The 16314-nt window shown below is 61.2% G+C and carries 15 protein-coding genes; 12 read left to right on the top strand and 3 right to left on the bottom strand.

The genetic code is table 11. The features are described 5' to 3' along the window. From THALAR_RS13650 to THALAR_RS13640, 3 genes are read left to right on the top strand one after another with little or no spacing between them, the layout of a single operon-like run. Positions 1-864: a MaoC/PaaZ C-terminal domain-containing protein gene (locus THALAR_RS13650; protein WP_021102171.1), complete on the top strand. Its 864-nt coding sequence runs from the start codon at positions 1-3 to the stop codon at positions 862-864. Next, on the top strand, positions 864-1625 hold the full coding sequence (locus tag THALAR_RS13645; protein ID WP_021102170.1) for an enoyl-CoA hydratase/isomerase family protein: 762 nt from the start codon (positions 864-866) through the stop codon (positions 1623-1625). Before THALAR_RS13650 ends, THALAR_RS13645 begins: the two co-directional genes overlap by 1 nt. A gap of 14 nt (positions 1626-1639) precedes the next feature. Continuing rightward, positions 1640-3079, top strand: a complete 1440-nt coding sequence (locus THALAR_RS13640) for a hypothetical protein (protein WP_021102169.1) — start codon at positions 1640-1642, stop codon at positions 3077-3079. A 6-nt stretch (positions 3080-3085) separates the two neighbouring features. Here THALAR_RS13640 and THALAR_RS13635 read toward each other — a convergent pair whose 3' ends face one another. After that, positions 3086-4219: a CaiB/BaiF CoA transferase family protein gene (locus THALAR_RS13635; RefSeq protein ID WP_021102168.1), complete on the bottom strand. Its 1134-nt coding sequence runs from the start codon at positions 4217-4219 to the stop codon at positions 3086-3088. Positions 4220-4344: 125 nt separating this feature from the next. Continuing rightward, positions 4345-5271: a LysR family transcriptional regulator gene (locus tag THALAR_RS13630; RefSeq protein WP_021102167.1), complete on the bottom strand. Its 927-nt coding sequence runs from the start codon at positions 5269-5271 to the stop codon at positions 4345-4347. A 198-nt stretch (positions 5272-5469) separates the two neighbouring features. Between THALAR_RS13630 and THALAR_RS13625 the strand changes: the two genes are divergently transcribed. The 9 genes from THALAR_RS13625 (at position 5470) to THALAR_RS13585 (ending at position 15636) form a co-directional block, all read left to right on the top strand. Continuing rightward, a complete protein-coding gene (locus tag THALAR_RS13625; RefSeq protein ID WP_051153761.1) occupies positions 5470-6597 on the top strand; it encodes a TAXI family TRAP transporter solute-binding subunit in 1128 nt (375 codons plus the stop codon). Between the two features lie 79 nt (positions 6598-6676). Beyond that, on the top strand, positions 6677-8623 hold the full coding sequence (locus THALAR_RS13620; RefSeq protein ID WP_021102165.1) for a TRAP transporter permease: 1947 nt from the start codon (positions 6677-6679) through the stop codon (positions 8621-8623). Between the two features lie 11 nt (positions 8624-8634). Continuing rightward, positions 8635-9300 (top strand): CoA transferase subunit A, encoded by a 666-nt coding sequence (locus THALAR_RS13615; RefSeq protein ID WP_211264804.1) that lies wholly within the window; start codon positions 8635-8637, stop codon positions 9298-9300. Beyond that, positions 9297-9932: a 3-oxoacid CoA-transferase subunit B gene (locus THALAR_RS13610; protein ID WP_021102163.1), complete on the top strand. Its 636-nt coding sequence runs from the start codon at positions 9297-9299 to the stop codon at positions 9930-9932. The genes THALAR_RS13615 and THALAR_RS13610 overlap by 4 nt, the downstream gene beginning before the upstream one ends. Before the next feature lie 166 nt (positions 9933-10098). Next, positions 10099-11262: an acyl-CoA dehydrogenase family protein gene (locus THALAR_RS13605; protein ID WP_021102161.1), complete on the top strand. Its 1164-nt coding sequence runs from the start codon at positions 10099-10101 to the stop codon at positions 11260-11262. Positions 11263-11271: 9 nt separating this feature from the next. Beyond that, complete coding sequence (locus THALAR_RS13600; protein ID WP_021102160.1) at positions 11272-12093, top strand: HpcH/HpaI aldolase/citrate lyase family protein; 822 nt, start codon at positions 11272-11274, stop codon at positions 12091-12093. Continuing rightward, positions 12090-12920 carry an FAS1-like dehydratase domain-containing protein gene (locus THALAR_RS13595; RefSeq protein ID WP_021102159.1) on the top strand — a complete coding sequence of 277 codons (831 nt, stop codon included), beginning with the start codon at positions 12090-12092 and terminating at the stop codon, positions 12918-12920. Before THALAR_RS13600 ends, THALAR_RS13595 begins: the two co-directional genes overlap by 4 nt. 16 nt (positions 12921-12936) lie before the next feature. Continuing rightward, a complete protein-coding gene (locus THALAR_RS13590) occupies positions 12937-13899 on the top strand; it encodes an NAD(P)H-dependent flavin oxidoreductase (RefSeq protein ID WP_021102158.1) in 963 nt (320 codons plus the stop codon). Positions 13900-13926: 27 nt separating this feature from the next. Then, on the top strand, positions 13927-15636 hold the full coding sequence (locus THALAR_RS13585; RefSeq protein WP_021102157.1) for an acyl-CoA dehydrogenase family protein: 1710 nt from the start codon (positions 13927-13929) through the stop codon (positions 15634-15636). A gap of 33 nt (positions 15637-15669) precedes the next feature. On the opposite strand, the gene THALAR_RS13580 is transcribed toward THALAR_RS13585, so the two are convergent. After that, the gene (locus THALAR_RS13580) at positions 15670-16254 is read right to left on the bottom strand and encodes a YceI family protein (RefSeq protein WP_021102156.1); all 585 of its coding nucleotides are present in this window, start codon (positions 16252-16254) and stop codon (positions 15670-15672) included. Positions 16255-16314 lie beyond the last annotated feature (60 nt).

The following is a 16314-nucleotide window of genomic DNA, read 5'->3' as shown; positions in this document are numbered from 1 at the left end:
ATGGCGATTGACCGCGACCATCTGATGAACTTCGACATTCCCGAAATGCGCCAAAGCTATGGGCCGCGTGACGCGGCTCAATACGCGCTGTCCATCGGCATGGGGCAGGACCCGATGGATATGTCGCAATTGGCTTATGTCGGCGGTCTACAGGACGATATCCGCGTGATGCCCGCGATTGCGAACGTGCTGGGCCATCCCGGCTTCTGGCTGTCCGATCCGGCCACGGGGGTCGACGCCTTGCGGGTGGTGCATGGCGAGCAGGGCATGACGGTTCATGCCCCGATCCCTGTCGAGGCGACGATCCGAGCCAAGACCCGCGTGACGGGGCTGATCGACAAGGGGGAAGGGCGCGGGGCGCTGCTGTACTCTGAGAAGGAAATCCACGACGAGGCGACGGGCACCTTGCTTGCGACCTGCCGCGGCACGACTTTTCTGCGCGGCGACGGCGGGTATGGCGGGGCATCGGACACGCCCAAACCGGTCCACCAACTGCCCGACACCGCGCCGGACCATGTGTTCGAGACGCAGACGCGACCGGAGCAGGCGTTGCTCTATCGTTGGAACGCGGACCCCAACCCGCTGCATCTTGATCCGCGCGTCGCGGAAGGCGCGGGGTTCGAGCGGCCCATTCTGCACGGGCTTTGCACCTTCGGATGCGCTGCGCACGCGCTGCTTGCGACGCTGTGCGACTATGATGCCGGGCGGTTCGGAGCCATGGACGCGCGTTTCACCGCGCATGTGTTTCCGGGCGAGACATTGCGCACTGAGGTCTGGAAGGACGGCTCTTTCCGAACCATCGTGACCGAGCGTGACAAGGTGGCAATTGGCAACGGGTTGTTCCAGTTCAGAAAGGACGCATGATGGCGATTGATCTTGAAACGCGCGAGGGTGGCGTGCTGGTCGTCAGCCTGAACGAGCCGGATCGGCGCAACCCGTTGGGGCATCCGGTGCGGCAGGAACTGGTGCGTGTACTATCGGACGCTGAAGGGGAGGACGACGTCAGGGCGGTGGTTTTGACCGGCAAGGGCGGCCACTTTTCCGTAGGCGGCGACATCCGTGACCAAGGCACACGCAGCGTTGCCCAGCAGCGGGAGCGTTTTGCCACGGTGAAGGACATGGTCAGCCGCATGGTCCGGTTTTCCAAGCCGTTGGTGGTCGCGGTCGAAGGCTGGGCGGCGGGCGGTGGTTTTGCCTTGGTGATGGCCTGCCCGACAATTGTGGCTTCGCGAGAAGCCAAGTTCGTTGCCAGCTTTACCAAGATTGGCCTGATCCCCGACATGGGCCTGCTTGCCACCTTGCCCGCGCGGGTAGGCCCTGCGCGGGCGCGTCGGATCATCATGAGCAACCGCAAGATTGCAGCAGACGAAGCGCTGGCAATGGGGATGGTGGACGAGCTTGTGGATGAGGGGCAGGCCGTGGATGCGGCGTGCGCTATTGCGCTGGAGGAAGCAGCCGGCGCGCCTTTGCCACGGCAGTTCATCGCGGACTGGTTTGCGAGGGACGTGGATGCCGCGCTTGAGTATGAGCGCATGATCCAGCCGATCCTGCTCAACAGCGAGGATGCCGCCGAGGGCAGGGCCGCGTTCTTTGAAAAGCGCCCCGCCAAGTTTCAAGGGCGTTGAGGCGTGTAAGCTAGATGCTGGACGAAACAACCCTTACGCCGCCAAGGGGTGGGGCCGTTCAGCTGCGAAGTGGCTTGCTGACTTTCGTCTTGGTCGCCGCGGTGGCGTTGATATTCGTGGATGCAACCTGGCTGGCCTTGAGCGCGGCTACCGCACTCGGGTTGTTTCTGGCGCTGGGATGGCGTCGTTTCAACTTCAGCACCTGGGTTCCGATTTTACTTTCAGCTGTCGCGTTGGTCATCGCCATCGGACGCGACGTGCCTGCGGCGGTGTTAATGGACGCGGTGGGGCGCGCGTTATTTCTGGCGGCGTTGATCAGCTTGCTTGGCACACTGCGCTCTGCCGCAATGATGGCACCGGAAGTGAAGGAGGCGGGAGCGTATCTGACCGGCCAGCCGCCATCGCGCCGCTATCTGGCCCTTTCGTTTGGCGGGCATCTATTCGGGGTTTTGATCAATTTCGGCGGCTTGGTCATCTTGCTCGATCTGGCCAAACGCTCGCTTTCGGATGCATCCACCATGCGCCTGCCCCCCGACCTGCAAGAGGCGAAGCTGCGGCGCATGACGCTGGCGGTTATCAGGGGGTTTGGCCTCATCTCGCTCTGGTCGCCGTTCGGATTTGCCACCAATGTGGTGCTGATCACCTTGCCCGGCCTGTCCTATGTCGACTTTGGGCCGCTCGGGTTTGCCATCAGTTTCCTGTTTATCGGCTTGGGTTGGACGCTTGACCGTATTCAGCACCGTAAGCTGAGGTTACTTGCGCCGAAACCGGTGGCACCTGCGGGGGGCAGTTGGAGAGGGGCGGCGCTGCTTGTCGGGCATGTCATGGTATTGGGGTCGGCGATTTTTGTTCTTCACGAGGTAACTCCGCTGTCGTTTCAGGAGGCGCTGGTGCTGTTGGTGCCAAGCTACGCCGTTCTTTGGTCGGCCCTGTCATCTCGCAAAAGCACAGGCGGCCCGTGGACGGCCATTCGCGCGACACTGGCAGATAGCTGGCAGCGGATGCCTGCATCGGCGGGTGAGGTCGGTGTGTTTGCGTCAGCGGGATTTTTGTCGGTGATATTGGTGGCGATCATTCCGGTGGACGGGTTGCGGGCGGTGATTGCGGCTTTATCGCTCGGCCCGCTCGCGTTGGTGCTGGGACTTATGTCGTCCCTCGTGGTCTTGGCGTTTGCCGGGATCAACCCCATCGTCAGCGCATCGGTTCTGGGCGCAATAGCGTTGCAGCTCGCCTTGCCGGGGGTCAGCGAATTGGGAATAGCGCTGGCAATTATTGCAGGCTGGACATGCGTGATCGGCCTTTCCCCGGTCATCACGACGATTATTCTATCCGCTTCAATAATCGACCGCCCGCCCGGCTTGGTTGGACCCGTCTGGAACGGCCCTTATTGTCTTGCGGTGTTTGTGTTTTGGACCGGTTTGCTGACCATACTGATGGTGACCGGCACGATCTGAGGCTGGCTAGCCCCTGCCGAACTCCTTACGAATTGCGGCAGTGTCTCGTCCCAGTGACGGCATGCTGGACTTGTCCATCCGGCGGACACCGTCGAACAACGCAGGCGGCGCGGGGAGGGATATGTCGTGACCGTCCGGCGTGGACACGGTGGAGGTGACGAGGTGGGGATGGTCGATCAGCCCCTGCATATCCTTCACGCCCGCGAAGGCGATATTTCCGGCTGTCAGGATTTGCTCCATTTCCGCATTTGTGCGGTCGGACACGGCATCGGCGATGATTTTGTCCACGCGTGCGCGGATGGACATGCGGGCATTGTTCGTAGCGTATTCCGGATCGGTGATCATGTCTGGGCGGTCCAGCACTTGCGTTGCGAACACCGCCCATTCGCGGTCGTTCTGGATCGAGATCAGCAGATCCTGCCCGTCGGATGTCGAAAACACGCCGTAGGGGCAGATCGACGGATGCGCCAGCCCGATCCTTTGTGGCGGGTTGCCGGATGCCGCGTGCAGGAGCGGGACGGCCAGCCAGTCGGCCATTACCTCGAACATGGAGATGCGAATGTCGCTGCCGATACCCGTGCGCTCGCGTCCGATGAGCGCTTCCAGAATGGCAGATTGGGCTGCCGCGCCGGTGGCTATATCGACGATGGAGATACCGACCCGTGACGGTTCTGTCGGGCCGCCCGTGATGCTGCACAGACCGGATTCCGCTTGGATAAGAAGGTCATACGCCTTGCGCGAGGCATATGGTCCGCTTTCGCCATAGCCGCTGATGGAGCAGGTGATCAAAGCTTTGTTCCGCTCGCGCAGGGTTTGAGGGCCGAGACCTTTGCGCTCCAGTGCGCCGGGCTTGAGGTTCTGCACCAATACGTCCGCCTGATCGACCATCGCCAGCAAAAGGTCCTTGTCGCTCTCATCACTCAGGTCGAGTGTGACGGATTCCTTGCCGCGATTAAGCCAGACGAAATAGCTGCTCTCGCCACCGGCGGCCTTGTCGTAGCCACGGGCGAAATCGCCTTCGGGGCGCTCTACCTTGATGACGCGTGCGCCGGCATCCGCGAGACGGGACGTGCAATAAGGAGCTGCGACGGCCTGCTCTATCGAAACGACAAGAACGCCTTGCAGGGGTCCGGTTTGCATGATTGCTCCTCCGCTGTCAGACCTGTCGTGGTCCGGCCTACCAACTCTAGAACATGATTTTCCATGCTTGTAAGGCTGTTTTTAGATGTCAGCTATATCTGCAGGGCATACCTGACAGCTGGCCTCTATAACGTCGTGCCCGGCCATTCGCCGGAGGTCGCCAGATGATGCACCTCGGCGGTCAGAAACTCAGAGAAGCCGGTGGCCAGACGGGATGCGGGTGTGTTGAGCGGGGTCATCAACACCAACGTCCGGTCAATCGCCTTCTGAACGATGGGGCGGGCGATCAGTTTGCCTGCGCGAACCTGATTAATGACGCTGACCAAGGGCAGGATGGTGCTGCCAAGGTCACGTTCGACGAAAGACAACATGGTTGGCAGAATGTCGATCTCGAGCACGACGTTCAGATCAATCTGATCTGCTTGTGCGATGCTCTCGATTCTGCCGCGTAGCCCGTGTTCAGGGTTTGGCAGGATCAAAGGCTGGCGCAGCGCGTCTACAGCGGTAATCGGAGTGCCGTCCTGCACATCGGAAGCTTCTGCGGATTGGATCAGGAAAAGCTGCTCCAGAATAATGGGTTTCGACTTTATCAACTTGGATTTCTGGCCCTCGTAGGCCACCCCGAGATCGACTTTGCCGCGCATCAGCCAGTCCTGGACGTGACCGCTGAACCCGGACACGATCCTGAGGTTCACGTCTGGATATTTCTCCATCGTACGTATGATCAGATGAGTGGCGAGCACCTCGGCCACGGTGGGAGGTAGTCCAAGCGTAAGCGTGCCCGACAGCGACTTCGGGTTGCCTGTCACTTCGGCCTGCAGGTTCTCGAAATCTTCCAGAATGAGCTTTGCGCGACTGACAAGCCGCATGCCTTCTTCGGTCGGCATGACGCCGCGCCCGTGACGGCGCAGAAGCAGGACGCCAAGCTCGCTCTCCAACGCCTTGACCTGTCGGCTCAGGGCGGGTTGCGCGACGTGCAATTGTTCCGACGCGGCGGTGATGCTGCTCAGTTCCACGATCTTGATGAAGTTGCGGAGAAGACGAAATTCCATCAATACCCATTTTCTATCTCTGATATGTCAATAATGCATTTGAAATATGGCTACAACTCTTTAGCCTTTTTTCTTGAAGACAAGCCCGCCTGTCAGATCAGCGCGGAACTGCCGCAAAAAATACTGCTGCACCGGATCGGACTGGAAACACCGTGGGGATGGCTGCGGGGCTTGGATCTTTGTACAAGGGAGAGAAAAATGAAGTATTTCAACATGCGCACCACATTGGGCGCACTCGCGGCCTGTGTCGCACTGCCAGCATTCGCTCAGGATTTGCCGCAGACGATGGTTTGGACCTCGTACGATGTCGGCTCCGCAGGTTATGCGGAGGCCTCGGCCATCGCCGACGCCTTCGGCAAGGAGTTCGGCACGCGCGTTCGTATCCAGCCGTCGGGCAGTGGTATCGGACGTTTGCAGCCGCTGTTGCAGGGCCGTGCGGATTACGCGTTTCTGGCGACAGAGGCGTTTTTCTTGGGTGAAGGCGCGTATGATTTTGCGAAACCCGATTGGGGCCCGCACCAATTGCGCGCCGTGGCCGGTCGTCCGGCTGGCATCACTTTGATTGCAGCGGGTGATGCGGGCATCGCCACCGTGGCGGATGCGAAGGGCAAGCGGATCGCGTTCGTGGCCGGCAACCCGTCGGTCAACGTCAAGTGCGAGGCAATTCTGGCGTTCGGGGGGCTGACGCTCGACGATGTCGAAGTCGTCATGTTCCCGACCTACAGCGCCGCGATGTCGTCAATGACCCGAAACGAGGCCGACGCGACCTGCACCACGCCTACGACCAGCCAGCTTTACGAATTGGCCGAAAGCCCGCGCGGCATCCAGTATGCGCCACTTGAGGCCGACAACAAGGAAGGCTGGGACAAGCTGCTGAAGGTGCTGCCGATCATGAGCCCGTCGGACGAGGATGTCGCCGCCGGACTGGCTGAGGGCGAGATCGCCAAGATGGCGGCCTACCGCTATCCGGTGATTACCACCACGGACGAGAAAAGCGCAGATGACGTCTACGCGTTCATCAAGGCGCTGGACGAGACCTACGATCTTTACAAGGACGGAACCGCGGCGATGAGCCGTTGGTCGCTGGACAAATCCGGCCGCCCCGCGATCGACATCCCGTTCCATGAGGGCGCCGTGCGCTACCTGCGTGAAATCGGTGTGTGGACCGACGAGGATGAGGCGTGGAACCAGAACCGCATGGCGCGGATGGATGCGTTGACCGCCGCTTGGGAGGAGTTCCACAGCGCCAATTCCGGAATGTCCGAGGAAGAGTATTCGGAGGCTTGGATGAAGCGCCGGGGCGAAGTCATCGCCTCGTTGAAGTGATCGGCTGACAGCACATTGGCATTCCCCCGACGCGGCCCGCGTCGGGGGATTTGTCGCACACGCATCGCAGGACGGACACATGGTCAACGACGCCCCCCTCGGCGACGAGAAGCGCGCAGAGTTCAAACCACCGACGCCGGAGGGCCCCTCCGGCCCGATAAGCTGGCTGGTCATGGCGCTGGGCGCTTTGGGAATACTGCTGGCCCTTAACCAGCAATTCTTGCTGAACCTCATGGGCTTTCAGCCGCTCGGGAACGCTTACCTCTATTATTTGATCGGGATATTTCTGGCGATCGCGTTTTTGTCGGTGCCGATATCCGCGCGACTGGCGGGGCGGATGAGTTGGCTCAACCTGACGCTTGCGGGGCTGGCGCTGATTAGCGCGGGGTGGTTGGGCAATCACGGCCTCGACATCATCCAGCGCGGGTGGGAGTACGACGCGCCGCTGACCGCAGATATAATGGCGTCGATCCTCATCGTTCTGGTGCTGGAAGGCGTACGCCGCGCCGGTGGGCCGGTCCTGCTGGTCACGGCGTTTCTGTTCGGAACGTTCCCGCTTTATGCAGGCCATATGCCCGGCTTCCTTTGGGGAACGCAGTTTTCGCTGGTCGAGACGGTCAGGGCGCATGTCCTTGGCGTCGAGAGCATCATCGGCATCCCGATGCAGGTGGTTGCCGAACTGGTTATCGGGTTTGTCATTTTCGGCTCTGTCCTTGTTATGACCAAGGGCAGCGACTTTTTCATGGAACTGGCGGCGGCCCTTCTGGGGCATCGCAGGGGCGGTCCTGCCAAGGTTGCGGTTCTCGGCTCCGGTATTCTGGGCTCGCTGTCGGGCAGCGTGATTTCCAACATCCTGACGTCCGCCCCGTTCTCGGTGCCGACAATGCGCCGCGTCGGCTATCCGGCCAGCTATGCCGCGGCGATCGAGGCTTGTGCGTCCACCGGAGCCACGCTGATGCCGCCGGTCATGGGGACAGTGGCGTTCGTCATGGCCTCCTTCATCGGGGTGCAATATTCCACCATCGTGGTTGCCGCGATCATTCCGGCCATGATGTTCTACGTCGCGCTGCTGTTGCAGGTCGATATGTTCGCCGCGCGGAAGGGCTTGGAAGGGTTGCCGAAATCGGAAATCCCGAAGATCTGGCCCGTGCTGAAATCCGGCTGGCCCTATCTGCTGAGTCTCGCTGTCCTGATCTACGTTTTGATGGGCCTGCGACTTGAGTCGCGCTCTCCTTACTACGCGTCCTTGGTGATGCTGGTCGCAACCTCGTTTCGCAAGGAAACGCGCATGACGCTGGATCGCGCGCGGCTGCTGCTGCTCGACATCGCGTCCAACGTGGCGAAGCTGGTTGCCGTTCTGGCGGGCATCGGGTTGGTCGTCGGCGGGCTGTCCTATACCGGTGTTGCGGGCGCGTTTTCGCGTGAGCTGCTGCTTTACGCGGATGGCAACGTCCCGTTGATGCTGATTGCGGGCGCGGTCACCAGCTTCGTGCTGGGAATGGGGATGACGGTGACGGCCTGCTACATCTTCCTGTCGATCCTGCTGGCGCCTGCGCTGGTGCAGGCGGGGCTGAACCCGTTGGCGAGCCACCTGTTCATCCTCTACTGGGGTATGTTGTCCTACATCACCCCACCCGTTGCGCTGGCGGCGATCACGGCGGCGAACGTGGCAGGGTCGAAACCCATGGAGACCGGTTTTCGCGCCATGCGGCTGGGCCTTCCGTTGTTCATCCTGCCGTTCATCTTCGTCTATGACCCTGCGCTGATCATGGAGGGCAGCGCCATCAACATCATCGAGCGGGTGCTGCTGACGCTGGTGGCGATCTGGGCGATCACCTCGGCCTTCGAGAGCTGGATTTACGGGGTCGGGCGGATCAATTTGCTTAGCCGTGCGGCGTTTCTGGGCGGTGGCGTGCTGATCATCGTGCCGGAGCTGACGACCAGCCTGATTGGCGCCGCCGTTCTGATCGCAGTGATCGGCATCAATCTGCTGCTCAAGCGCAGCAAAAGCACCGCCAGTTTGTAAGGAGCACTATGATGGACAAACGGGTAAACACACTGGCCGAAGCGGTCGCACCGATACAGGACGGCGCAAGCATCATGATTGGCGGGTTCGGGTCGTCAGGTATCCCCTTTGGCCTGATCGACGCGCTGCTCGAACATGGTGCGGGTGAGTTGACGGTTATCTCGAACAACGCGGGCGCAGGTGAAACCGGCATCGCCAAACTGTTGAAGGGTGGGCGCGTGGCGAAGGTTATCTGCTCCTACCCGCGCTCGCCCGGCTCGATCTGGTTCGAGAAGCGCTATGAGGCCGACGAGATCGAGCTGGAGGTCGTGCCACAAGGCACACTGGCCGAACGCATCCGTGCGGCAGGGGCTGGGATAGGGGGCTTCCTGACGCCGACGGGCTACGGCACGCTGCTGGCCGAGGGCAAGGAGACCCGCGTGATCGACGGCCGCGGCTACGTTATGGAAGCCCCGTTGCACGCCGACTTCGCGCTTCTGCGGGCGGAGCGAGGCGACCCGTGGGGCAACCTCAGCTATCATGGCACGGCGCGGAACTTTAACCCGGTGATGGCAACAGGTGCGCGGCATTCCATCGCCGAGGTGCGCCATGTTTCATCCGATCCGCTTGCGCCCGAAAGCGTCGTGACGCCGGGCATTTTCGTGCAAAGTGTCGTCGAATACGGAGTACGCCCATGAACCGTCTTAGCGATAGTGCCCTTGCCGCGCGCGTGGCTTTTGACATCCCCGACGGAGCCTATGTGAATCTGGGTATCGGCAAGCCGACCCACGTATCCGCCTATGTGCCGGAAGGTCGGGAGGTGATTTACCATTCCGAGAACGGCATTCTGGGAGTTGGTCCCACACCGCCGGAAGGCGAGGAAGACGTCGAGATGATCGACGCCAGCAAACGCTACATCACGACCGCCCCCGGCGCGTCGTTTTTCGAGCACTCCGACAGTTTTGCGATGATGCGCGGCGGGCATCTGGATATCGCTGTATTGGGGGCCTACCAAGTGGCGGAGAATGGGGATCTGGCGAACTGGGCGACATTGGATCAGAAGTTTCCGCCAGCGGTCGGAGGCGCGATGGACCTTGTGGTGGGCGTGCCGAAAATCTTCGTGATGATGCAACACACCAACCGCGACGGCAGCCCAAAGCTGCTGCGCAAATGCACCTATCCGCTGACCGGATTGGGCGTGGTCAGTCGTGTCTACACCGATCTGGCGGTGCTGGACGTGACCAGTGAAGGCTTCCGGCTGGTTGAGCTGACGAAGGGCAACAGCCTGACCGATGTGCAGGCCGTCACCGAAGCGACGATCCACGCGTAACCGTCTCAGGAGCCACTCATGGCCAAGCCTAAAGATAAACTGACCTCCGGCATCGGGTGGAGCACAGCCGATAAGATCACCGTTCGCGCAGGAAATGCGGCTGCGACCAGATGAAGAAATTTTGAACAACAGCGCCGATCAAGGCGAATTGATACGGAGAGCCCCAATGCAAACCAGTGCCCCAGATATCCACGACGACCTTCGCGATGCCTTGCGGGCCTTGTGCGCGGATTTTCCGTCCGAATACCACCGCAAGCATGGCGCGGCTGAAACCTATCCCGAAGAGTTCATAACCGCACTTACAAAGGCCGGCTGGATGGCCGCCATGATCCCCGAGGAATTCGGCGGCTCCGGCCTTGGCTTGACCGAGGCATCCATCGTGATGGAGGAGATCAACCGCGCAGGCGGAAACGCCGGTCATTGCCACGGACAGATGTACAATATGGGAACGCTGCTGCGCCACGGCTCGGACGCGCAAAAGGCCCAGTACCTTCCCAAGATCGCCAGCGGTGAATTGCGCCTGCAATCCATGGCCGTCACGGAGCCCTCGACTGGGACCGACACGACCAAGCTGAAGACGACAGCGGTGCGCAAAGGCGACAAATACGTCATCAACGGGCAGAAGGTCTGGATCAGCCGGATTCAGCATTCGGACCTGATGATCCTTTTGGCACGGACCACGCCTCTGGCGGATGTGAAACGCAAGTCCGAGGGGCTGTCGATTTTTCTGGTCGAGCTTGATCAGGTCATCGGCAAGGGCATGGAAGTCAAGCCGATCGCCAACATGGTCGGGCACGAGACGAACGAGCTGTTCTTCGACAACATGGAAATTCCCGCCGACACCCTGATCGGTGAGGAGGGCAAGGGCTTCCGCTACATCCTTGACGGGCTGAACGCCGAACGCACGCTGATTGCGGCAGAGTGCATTGGCGACGGTTATTGGTTCATCGAAAAGGCGACCGCCTATGCGGGCGAGCGCGAGGTATTTTCGCGGCCCATCGGGCAAAATCAGGGCGTCCAGTTTCCGATTGCCCGCGCCTATACCAATATCGAAGCTGCGAACCTGATGCGGTTCGAGGCATGCCGCCGGTTCGATGCGATGGAGCCTTCGGGCGCTCAGGCGAACATGGCCAAGCTGCTGGCCGCTGATGCGTCATGGGAGGCGGCGAATGTCTGCTTGCAGACCTTCGGCGGGTTCGGGTTTGCGCAGGAATATGACGTAGAGCGCAAGTTCCGCGAGACGCGGCTGTATCAGGTTGCGCCGATCTCGACCAACCTGATCCTGTCCTATGTGGCGGAGCATATCCTTGGTATGCCTCGCAGCTTCTAGGGGCGCACCATGAGCGACCATGCAAAGATCAACGTCCCGAGCTTTCCGCTCTTCGTGCCGGCCGACCGGCCAGACCGCTTTGCCAAGGCGTGCGCGGCGGGGACGGACAGCGTCATCATCGACATGGAGGACGCCGTGCCTGCGCACAGCAAGGTTGCCGTTCGACGCATACCGCATGGTGCTCTACCGGCTGACCGAACGGTGCGTCTGTACCTGCGGGTCAACGGGACGGACACGCCTTGGTATGCCGACGACGTTGCGTTTGCGCGAACTGCCGGTTTTGACGGCATCGTGTTGCCTAAGACGGAAAGCGCGGCCCAGATTGATGCGTTGCGCTCCGCGCTCGGTCCGGCTCACACGATCATGGCGTTGGTGGAAACGGTGGCCGGGCTGGCGGCGATCAACGAGATCGCGCGGGCCGCAGACCGTGTCGCGTTCGGCTCCATCGACTTCGCGCATGACATGGGATGCGCCCATACGCAGACTGCGCTACTGCCGATCCGTAGCACCATCGTTATGGCCGCCAGACTGGCTGGCAAACCTGCCCCGATCGACGGCGTGACAACGGCGACGATTGATCCGGCCATGACCACCGGGGACGCAGAACATGGGCGTGATTTGGGGTTCGGCGGCAAGTTGTTGATCCATCCCAACCAGATCGCCCCCGCCCGCGCCGCCTTCAGGCCGTCCGGCGATGAAGTGACTTGGGCGCAACGGGTCATCGACGCATCGTCGGATGGCAAGACGACCGTGTTGGACGGCGCGATGGTGGATGCGCCGATTGTGGCACGGGCATCGCGGATTCTGGAACTCGAAAGGGCGATGAGATGACAGCAGCGCCTGCATTGGATATGGGGCATCTTGGTCAATGGCTGGGGCGCACTGAAAGCGTCACCGATAGCGTGAGGTCCGGCCTCTGTGACAGGTTTCATGCAACGTTCGGTGCGTGGTTGTTTGAGGCTGAAAATGCGACGCCGATGGGCTTGCACTGGTGCCTATCGCCCCCGGCCGTGCCGCATGATGAGCTTGGCCCCGATGGCCACCCCGCCCGAGGTGGCTTCCTGCCGCCTGTTCCGTTGGAAAGCCGGATGTGGGCGGGTGGTCAGGTGCGGTTCCACCATCCCATTCAGGTGGACGACATCGTCACGCGCAATTCGACGATCGCTTCGATCACGCCAAAGCAGGGCCGCAGCGGTCCCTTGCTTTTTGTCGCGGTCGACCACGAGTTGAGCGTCGATGGACGCGTCGTTATCGAAGAGCGTCAGGATATCGTCTACCGCCCCGCGACCAAACGTATGGCGTCACCGAGCCAGAAGCCTGCCGAAGATATCCCGCCAGATGCGTATGTCGGCGACGCGGTTACGCTATTTCGCTATTCCGCGATGACGTTCAACGGCCACCGGATTCACTACGACTACCCTTATGTGACGGAGGTGGAAGGTTACGCCGACCTTGTCGTGCACGGCCCGCTGCAAGCCACGCTGCTGATGAATGCGGCGGCGATGCGCGTGGGGACGGCAGCGATCAAGTTCGACTATCGCGGGTTGGCGCCCCTGACTGCCGGTCAGCCGGTCATGATCCGTTCGGAAGGTGACCGTGTCTGGCTAGAGAAACTCGATGGCACCGTGACTTTCGACGCCAGCTATTCCCTGCTCTGAAAGAGGCACCCCGACGATGGACCGCACAAAGATCGACAACCTGAAGGCCAACCTGACGCTTCCACTGATCGGCGCGCCGATGTTTCTGGCGTCGGGGGTCGATCTGGTGGTGGAGCAGTGTCGCGCGGGGATTATCGGGACATTCCCGTCGCTCAACGCCCGCACCGCTGACGGGTTTGACGACTGGCTCACGCAAATTGAAACACGGCTGGCACAGTGCTCGACAGATACGGGCCAGCCGCCCGCAGCGTTCGGCGTGAACCTGATCGTGAACGACTACAACGCGCGGCTGGACGAGGATCTTGCCACCATCGTGCGCCATAAGGTGCCGCTGGTTATCACGTCTCTGTCGGCCCCTGACAAGGTGGTCGAGGCGGTGCACGGCTATGGTGGGCTGGTGTTTCACGACGTCATCAAAGCCCGCCATGCCCGCCGTGCGGTGAAATCGGGCATCGACGGGCTGGTCCTTGTTTGCGCGGGCGCAGGCGGCCATGCGGGAACTACCAGCCCGTTTGCCTTGGTCGAGGAAGTCCGCGCCTTTTATGACGGCCCGTTGGTCCTGTCCGGCGCAATCGCCAACGGCCGCAGTATTCTGGCGGCAGAGGTTCTGGGCTGCGATTTTGCCTATGCAGGAACGGTGTTCATCCCCACAACCGAGGCGATCGCGCCGGACGGTCACAAGCAAGGCGTCGTTGACGCCGCTGCGGATGGGATTGTTTACACGCCTTATTTTTCCGGCACCCACGCCAACTACCTGACGTCGAGCGTTGAGGCGGTCGGCGTCGACCCCGAAGAGGCCCGCCAAGCCGCGCCGCGCAAGATGGTGGCGAAGGACGATCCCGAGCGCCCGAAAGCGTGGAAAGACGTCTGGAGCGCGGGGCAGGCGGTGCTGCAATCCAAGTCCATTGAACCGGCAGCAGACGTCATTGCAAGGTTGCGCGACGAATACCGCGCCGCGCGATCCCGCATTTGCGGCTGATGACACTCGTCAAGCAGGAGAACCTCCATGACATCAACCACCTATCGCAACGTCCCTGACAGTCGTGGGACCAATGTGTATCGGGCCGACCCGGCATTTGCTGCGCTTTTGTCGATCTACATGCCAGAGGAGCTTCGCGATATGCTGGCCCCGCAACTCGACCGGATGGGCGCGTTGGTCGGCGACCGTCTGGAGCGCCTCGCGCTGACGGCGGACCGCAATCCGCCGGTGCTGTCGCTGCGCAATCGCGCTGGCGCGCCGGAGGAGCGTATCGAAAAGCATCCTGCCTATGAGGAGATGGAGCAGATCGCCTTTGGCGATTTCGGGCTGGCGGCGATGTCGCATCGCGCGGGCGTGTTCGGCTCAGATGCACCGCTGGCGCCGCTGGCGAAATATGCGCTGGTCTATCTGTTCGTGCAGGCGGAGTTCGGCCTCTGCTGCCCGCTGAGCATGACGGATTCACTGACCCGCACGCTCCGCAAATATGGCTCCGACGCATTGATCACGCGCTATGTAGATGGCCTCACCAGTCAAGACATGAACGATCTGGCACAAGGTGCGATGTTCATGACCGAACAGGCCGCAGGCTCTGACGTCGGGGCCATCGACACGGTTGCCCATGAGGTCGACGGTGAATGGCGGCTGTCGGGGGAGAAGTGGTTTTGCTCCAACCCGGACGCAGAACTGGCAATGGTGCTTGCCCGACCGGAGGACGGTGGGGAAGGCACGAAGGGCCTTTCTTTGTTCCTGCTGCCGCGCACGCTGCCGGATGGCAGCCCGAACGCCTACAGGATCGTGCGGTTGAAGGACAAGATGGGCACGCGGTCGATGGCGTCGGGCGAGATCGTGCTTGAGGGCGCGACGGCTTATCTTGTCGGTGATCAGGGGCAGGGGTTCAAGCAGATGACGGACATGATCAATATGTCCCGCCTTGCCAATGGCGTGCGCAGCGCGGGGCTGATGCGCCGCTCGGTCTCGGAGGCGTTGTTCATCGCGCGTCACCGTCAGGCCTTTGGCAAGCGGTTGATCGACATGCCGCTAATGCGGCGCCAGCTGGCGAAAATGCTGACCCATGCAGAGCAGGGGCGTAGCATGGTGTTCCACACCGCCCGCGTGCTGGAGGCCGCCGATAGTGGCGACGCGCACATGGCTAAAGTCCTGCGTATCCTGACGCCGCTGATCAAGTTCCGCACCTGCCGCGATGCCCGCAAAGTCGCGGGCGATGCGATGGAAGTGCGCGGCGGCTGCGGCTACATCGAGGAATGGTCCGACGCGCGTATCCTGCGCGATGCGCATCTCGGCTCGATCTGGGAGGGGACCAGCAATATCGTGGCACTTGACGTGGCCCGTGCCGCGCGGCGCGAAGGTGCGTTAGACGCATTGGCCGGTTTCCTGCGCGATCTGCTGGGGCAGGTCGGCCAGCCTCACACGGGTGAACTCGGCGCGCTTCTGGATCGCGCCGTTGCAGGGATGGACAATGCCGCGGGACTGTCGGGTGACCGGCAAGAGGAAGAAACACGCCGCGCGGCAACTGCACTGTACAACGTGACCTCGGCGGTCTTTCTGGCGTGGGAAGGGGCGCAGCTTGCTGAGGCGGCCCACCCGCTCGCAGACGACCGAATGCGCCTCGCATCCTTGGTTGTCGATCACCGCTTGAGACCAGCCGACCCGCTTGCCGCGTCTGATGCGGAGCCTGCGTGGTTGAGCGGCCTGCTGGATCGCGCAGGGGTTGATTGATCGGACACTGTCAGATCATCGTGCTTTGGGTCGCTATTCCATTCTCATGGCTTCGGTCTCGATACGGATATGCACCGTGTCACCCACCAGTCCATTTTCGACACCATATGTCATGCCGAAGTCACTGCGCTGGATCGAGGTCTCCAATGACAGACCAAGAACAAAGCGTTTGTGGCCGAAAGGATATTCGGCGGCCTTGTTGAGGGTGACATCCAAAGTCACCGGCTGCGACTGACCCAAGATTGTCAAATCACCTGTGACGGTGCCAGTCGTTTCGCCGGTCGGTGTTCCTTCCGTGGCCACAAACGTAATCTCAGGATGGTTGGAGACGTCGAGAAAGTCCTTACCTTTAACATGCCCGTCGCGGGCGTCGTTGAATGTGTTGAGACTTGTGGCGTCTATCCTCACGTCTACGGCGCTTAAGTCCTGAGTATCTGTGTCGTATACAAATTCTCCGCTGACGGTGCCGAATATGCCTAGTGTTCCAGCATAACCAATATGGTCCACTGTAAAGAAGACCGTGGTGTGTTCAGGGTCCAACTCAAAGCGGGCGGGGTCGGCAGAAACGCTGCTGCCGAAAGTCAACGCGGCAAGGAGTGTGCTGATCAAGATACGCATAGGGTTCTCCGAATTGTTCTGGGTCAATGGTCCGCTTGGTGGTTACAAGTTGGATGAACG

Source organism: Litoreibacter arenae DSM 19593, assembly GCF_000442275.2.
GTDB classification, from domain to species: Bacteria; Pseudomonadota; Alphaproteobacteria; order Rhodobacterales; family Rhodobacteraceae; genus Litoreibacter; species Litoreibacter arenae.
The sequence above is the reverse complement of the archived record's forward strand: the minus strand, read 5'-3'. Positions and strand labels throughout refer to the sequence as shown.

Excerpts from the sequence above, each read along its gene's own strand:
- THALAR_RS13640 (WP_021102169.1), top strand. The coding sequence starts at position 1,640 with ATGCTGGACGAAACAACCCTTACGCCGCCAAGGGGTGGGGCCGTTCAG.
- THALAR_RS13625 (WP_051153761.1), top strand. The coding sequence starts at position 5,470 with ATGAAGTATTTCAACATGCGCACCACATTGGGCGCACTCGCGGCCTGT.
- THALAR_RS13590 (WP_021102158.1), top strand. The coding sequence starts at position 12,937 with ATGGACCGCACAAAGATCGACAACCTGAAGGCCAACCTGACGCTTCCA.
- THALAR_RS13600 (WP_021102160.1), top strand. The coding sequence starts at position 11,272 with ATGAGCGACCATGCAAAGATCAACGTCCCGAGCTTTCCGCTCTTCGTG.
- THALAR_RS13620 (WP_021102165.1), top strand. The coding sequence starts at position 6,677 with ATGGTCAACGACGCCCCCCTCGGCGACGAGAAGCGCGCAGAGTTCAAA.
- THALAR_RS13645 (WP_021102170.1), top strand. The coding sequence starts at position 864 with ATGGCGATTGATCTTGAAACGCGCGAGGGTGGCGTGCTGGTCGTCAGC.
- THALAR_RS13650 (WP_021102171.1), top strand. The coding sequence starts at position 1 with ATGGCGATTGACCGCGACCATCTGATGAACTTCGACATTCCCGAAATG.
- THALAR_RS13595 (WP_021102159.1), top strand. The coding sequence starts at position 12,090 with ATGACAGCAGCGCCTGCATTGGATATGGGGCATCTTGGTCAATGGCTG.
- THALAR_RS13635 (WP_021102168.1), bottom strand. The coding sequence starts at position 4,219 with ATGCAAACCGGACCCCTGCAAGGCGTTCTTGTCGTTTCGATAGAGCAG.
- THALAR_RS13580 (WP_021102156.1), bottom strand. The coding sequence starts at position 16,254 with ATGCGTATCTTGATCAGCACACTCCTTGCCGCGTTGACTTTCGGCAGC.
- THALAR_RS13610 (WP_021102163.1), top strand. The coding sequence starts at position 9,297 with ATGAACCGTCTTAGCGATAGTGCCCTTGCCGCGCGCGTGGCTTTTGAC.
- THALAR_RS13585 (WP_021102157.1), top strand. The coding sequence starts at position 13,927 with ATGACATCAACCACCTATCGCAACGTCCCTGACAGTCGTGGGACCAAT.
- THALAR_RS13605 (WP_021102161.1), top strand. The coding sequence starts at position 10,099 with ATGCAAACCAGTGCCCCAGATATCCACGACGACCTTCGCGATGCCTTG.
- THALAR_RS13615 (WP_211264804.1), top strand. The coding sequence starts at position 8,635 with ATGGACAAACGGGTAAACACACTGGCCGAAGCGGTCGCACCGATACAG.
- THALAR_RS13630 (WP_021102167.1), bottom strand. The coding sequence starts at position 5,271 with ATGGAATTTCGTCTTCTCCGCAACTTCATCAAGATCGTGGAACTGAGC.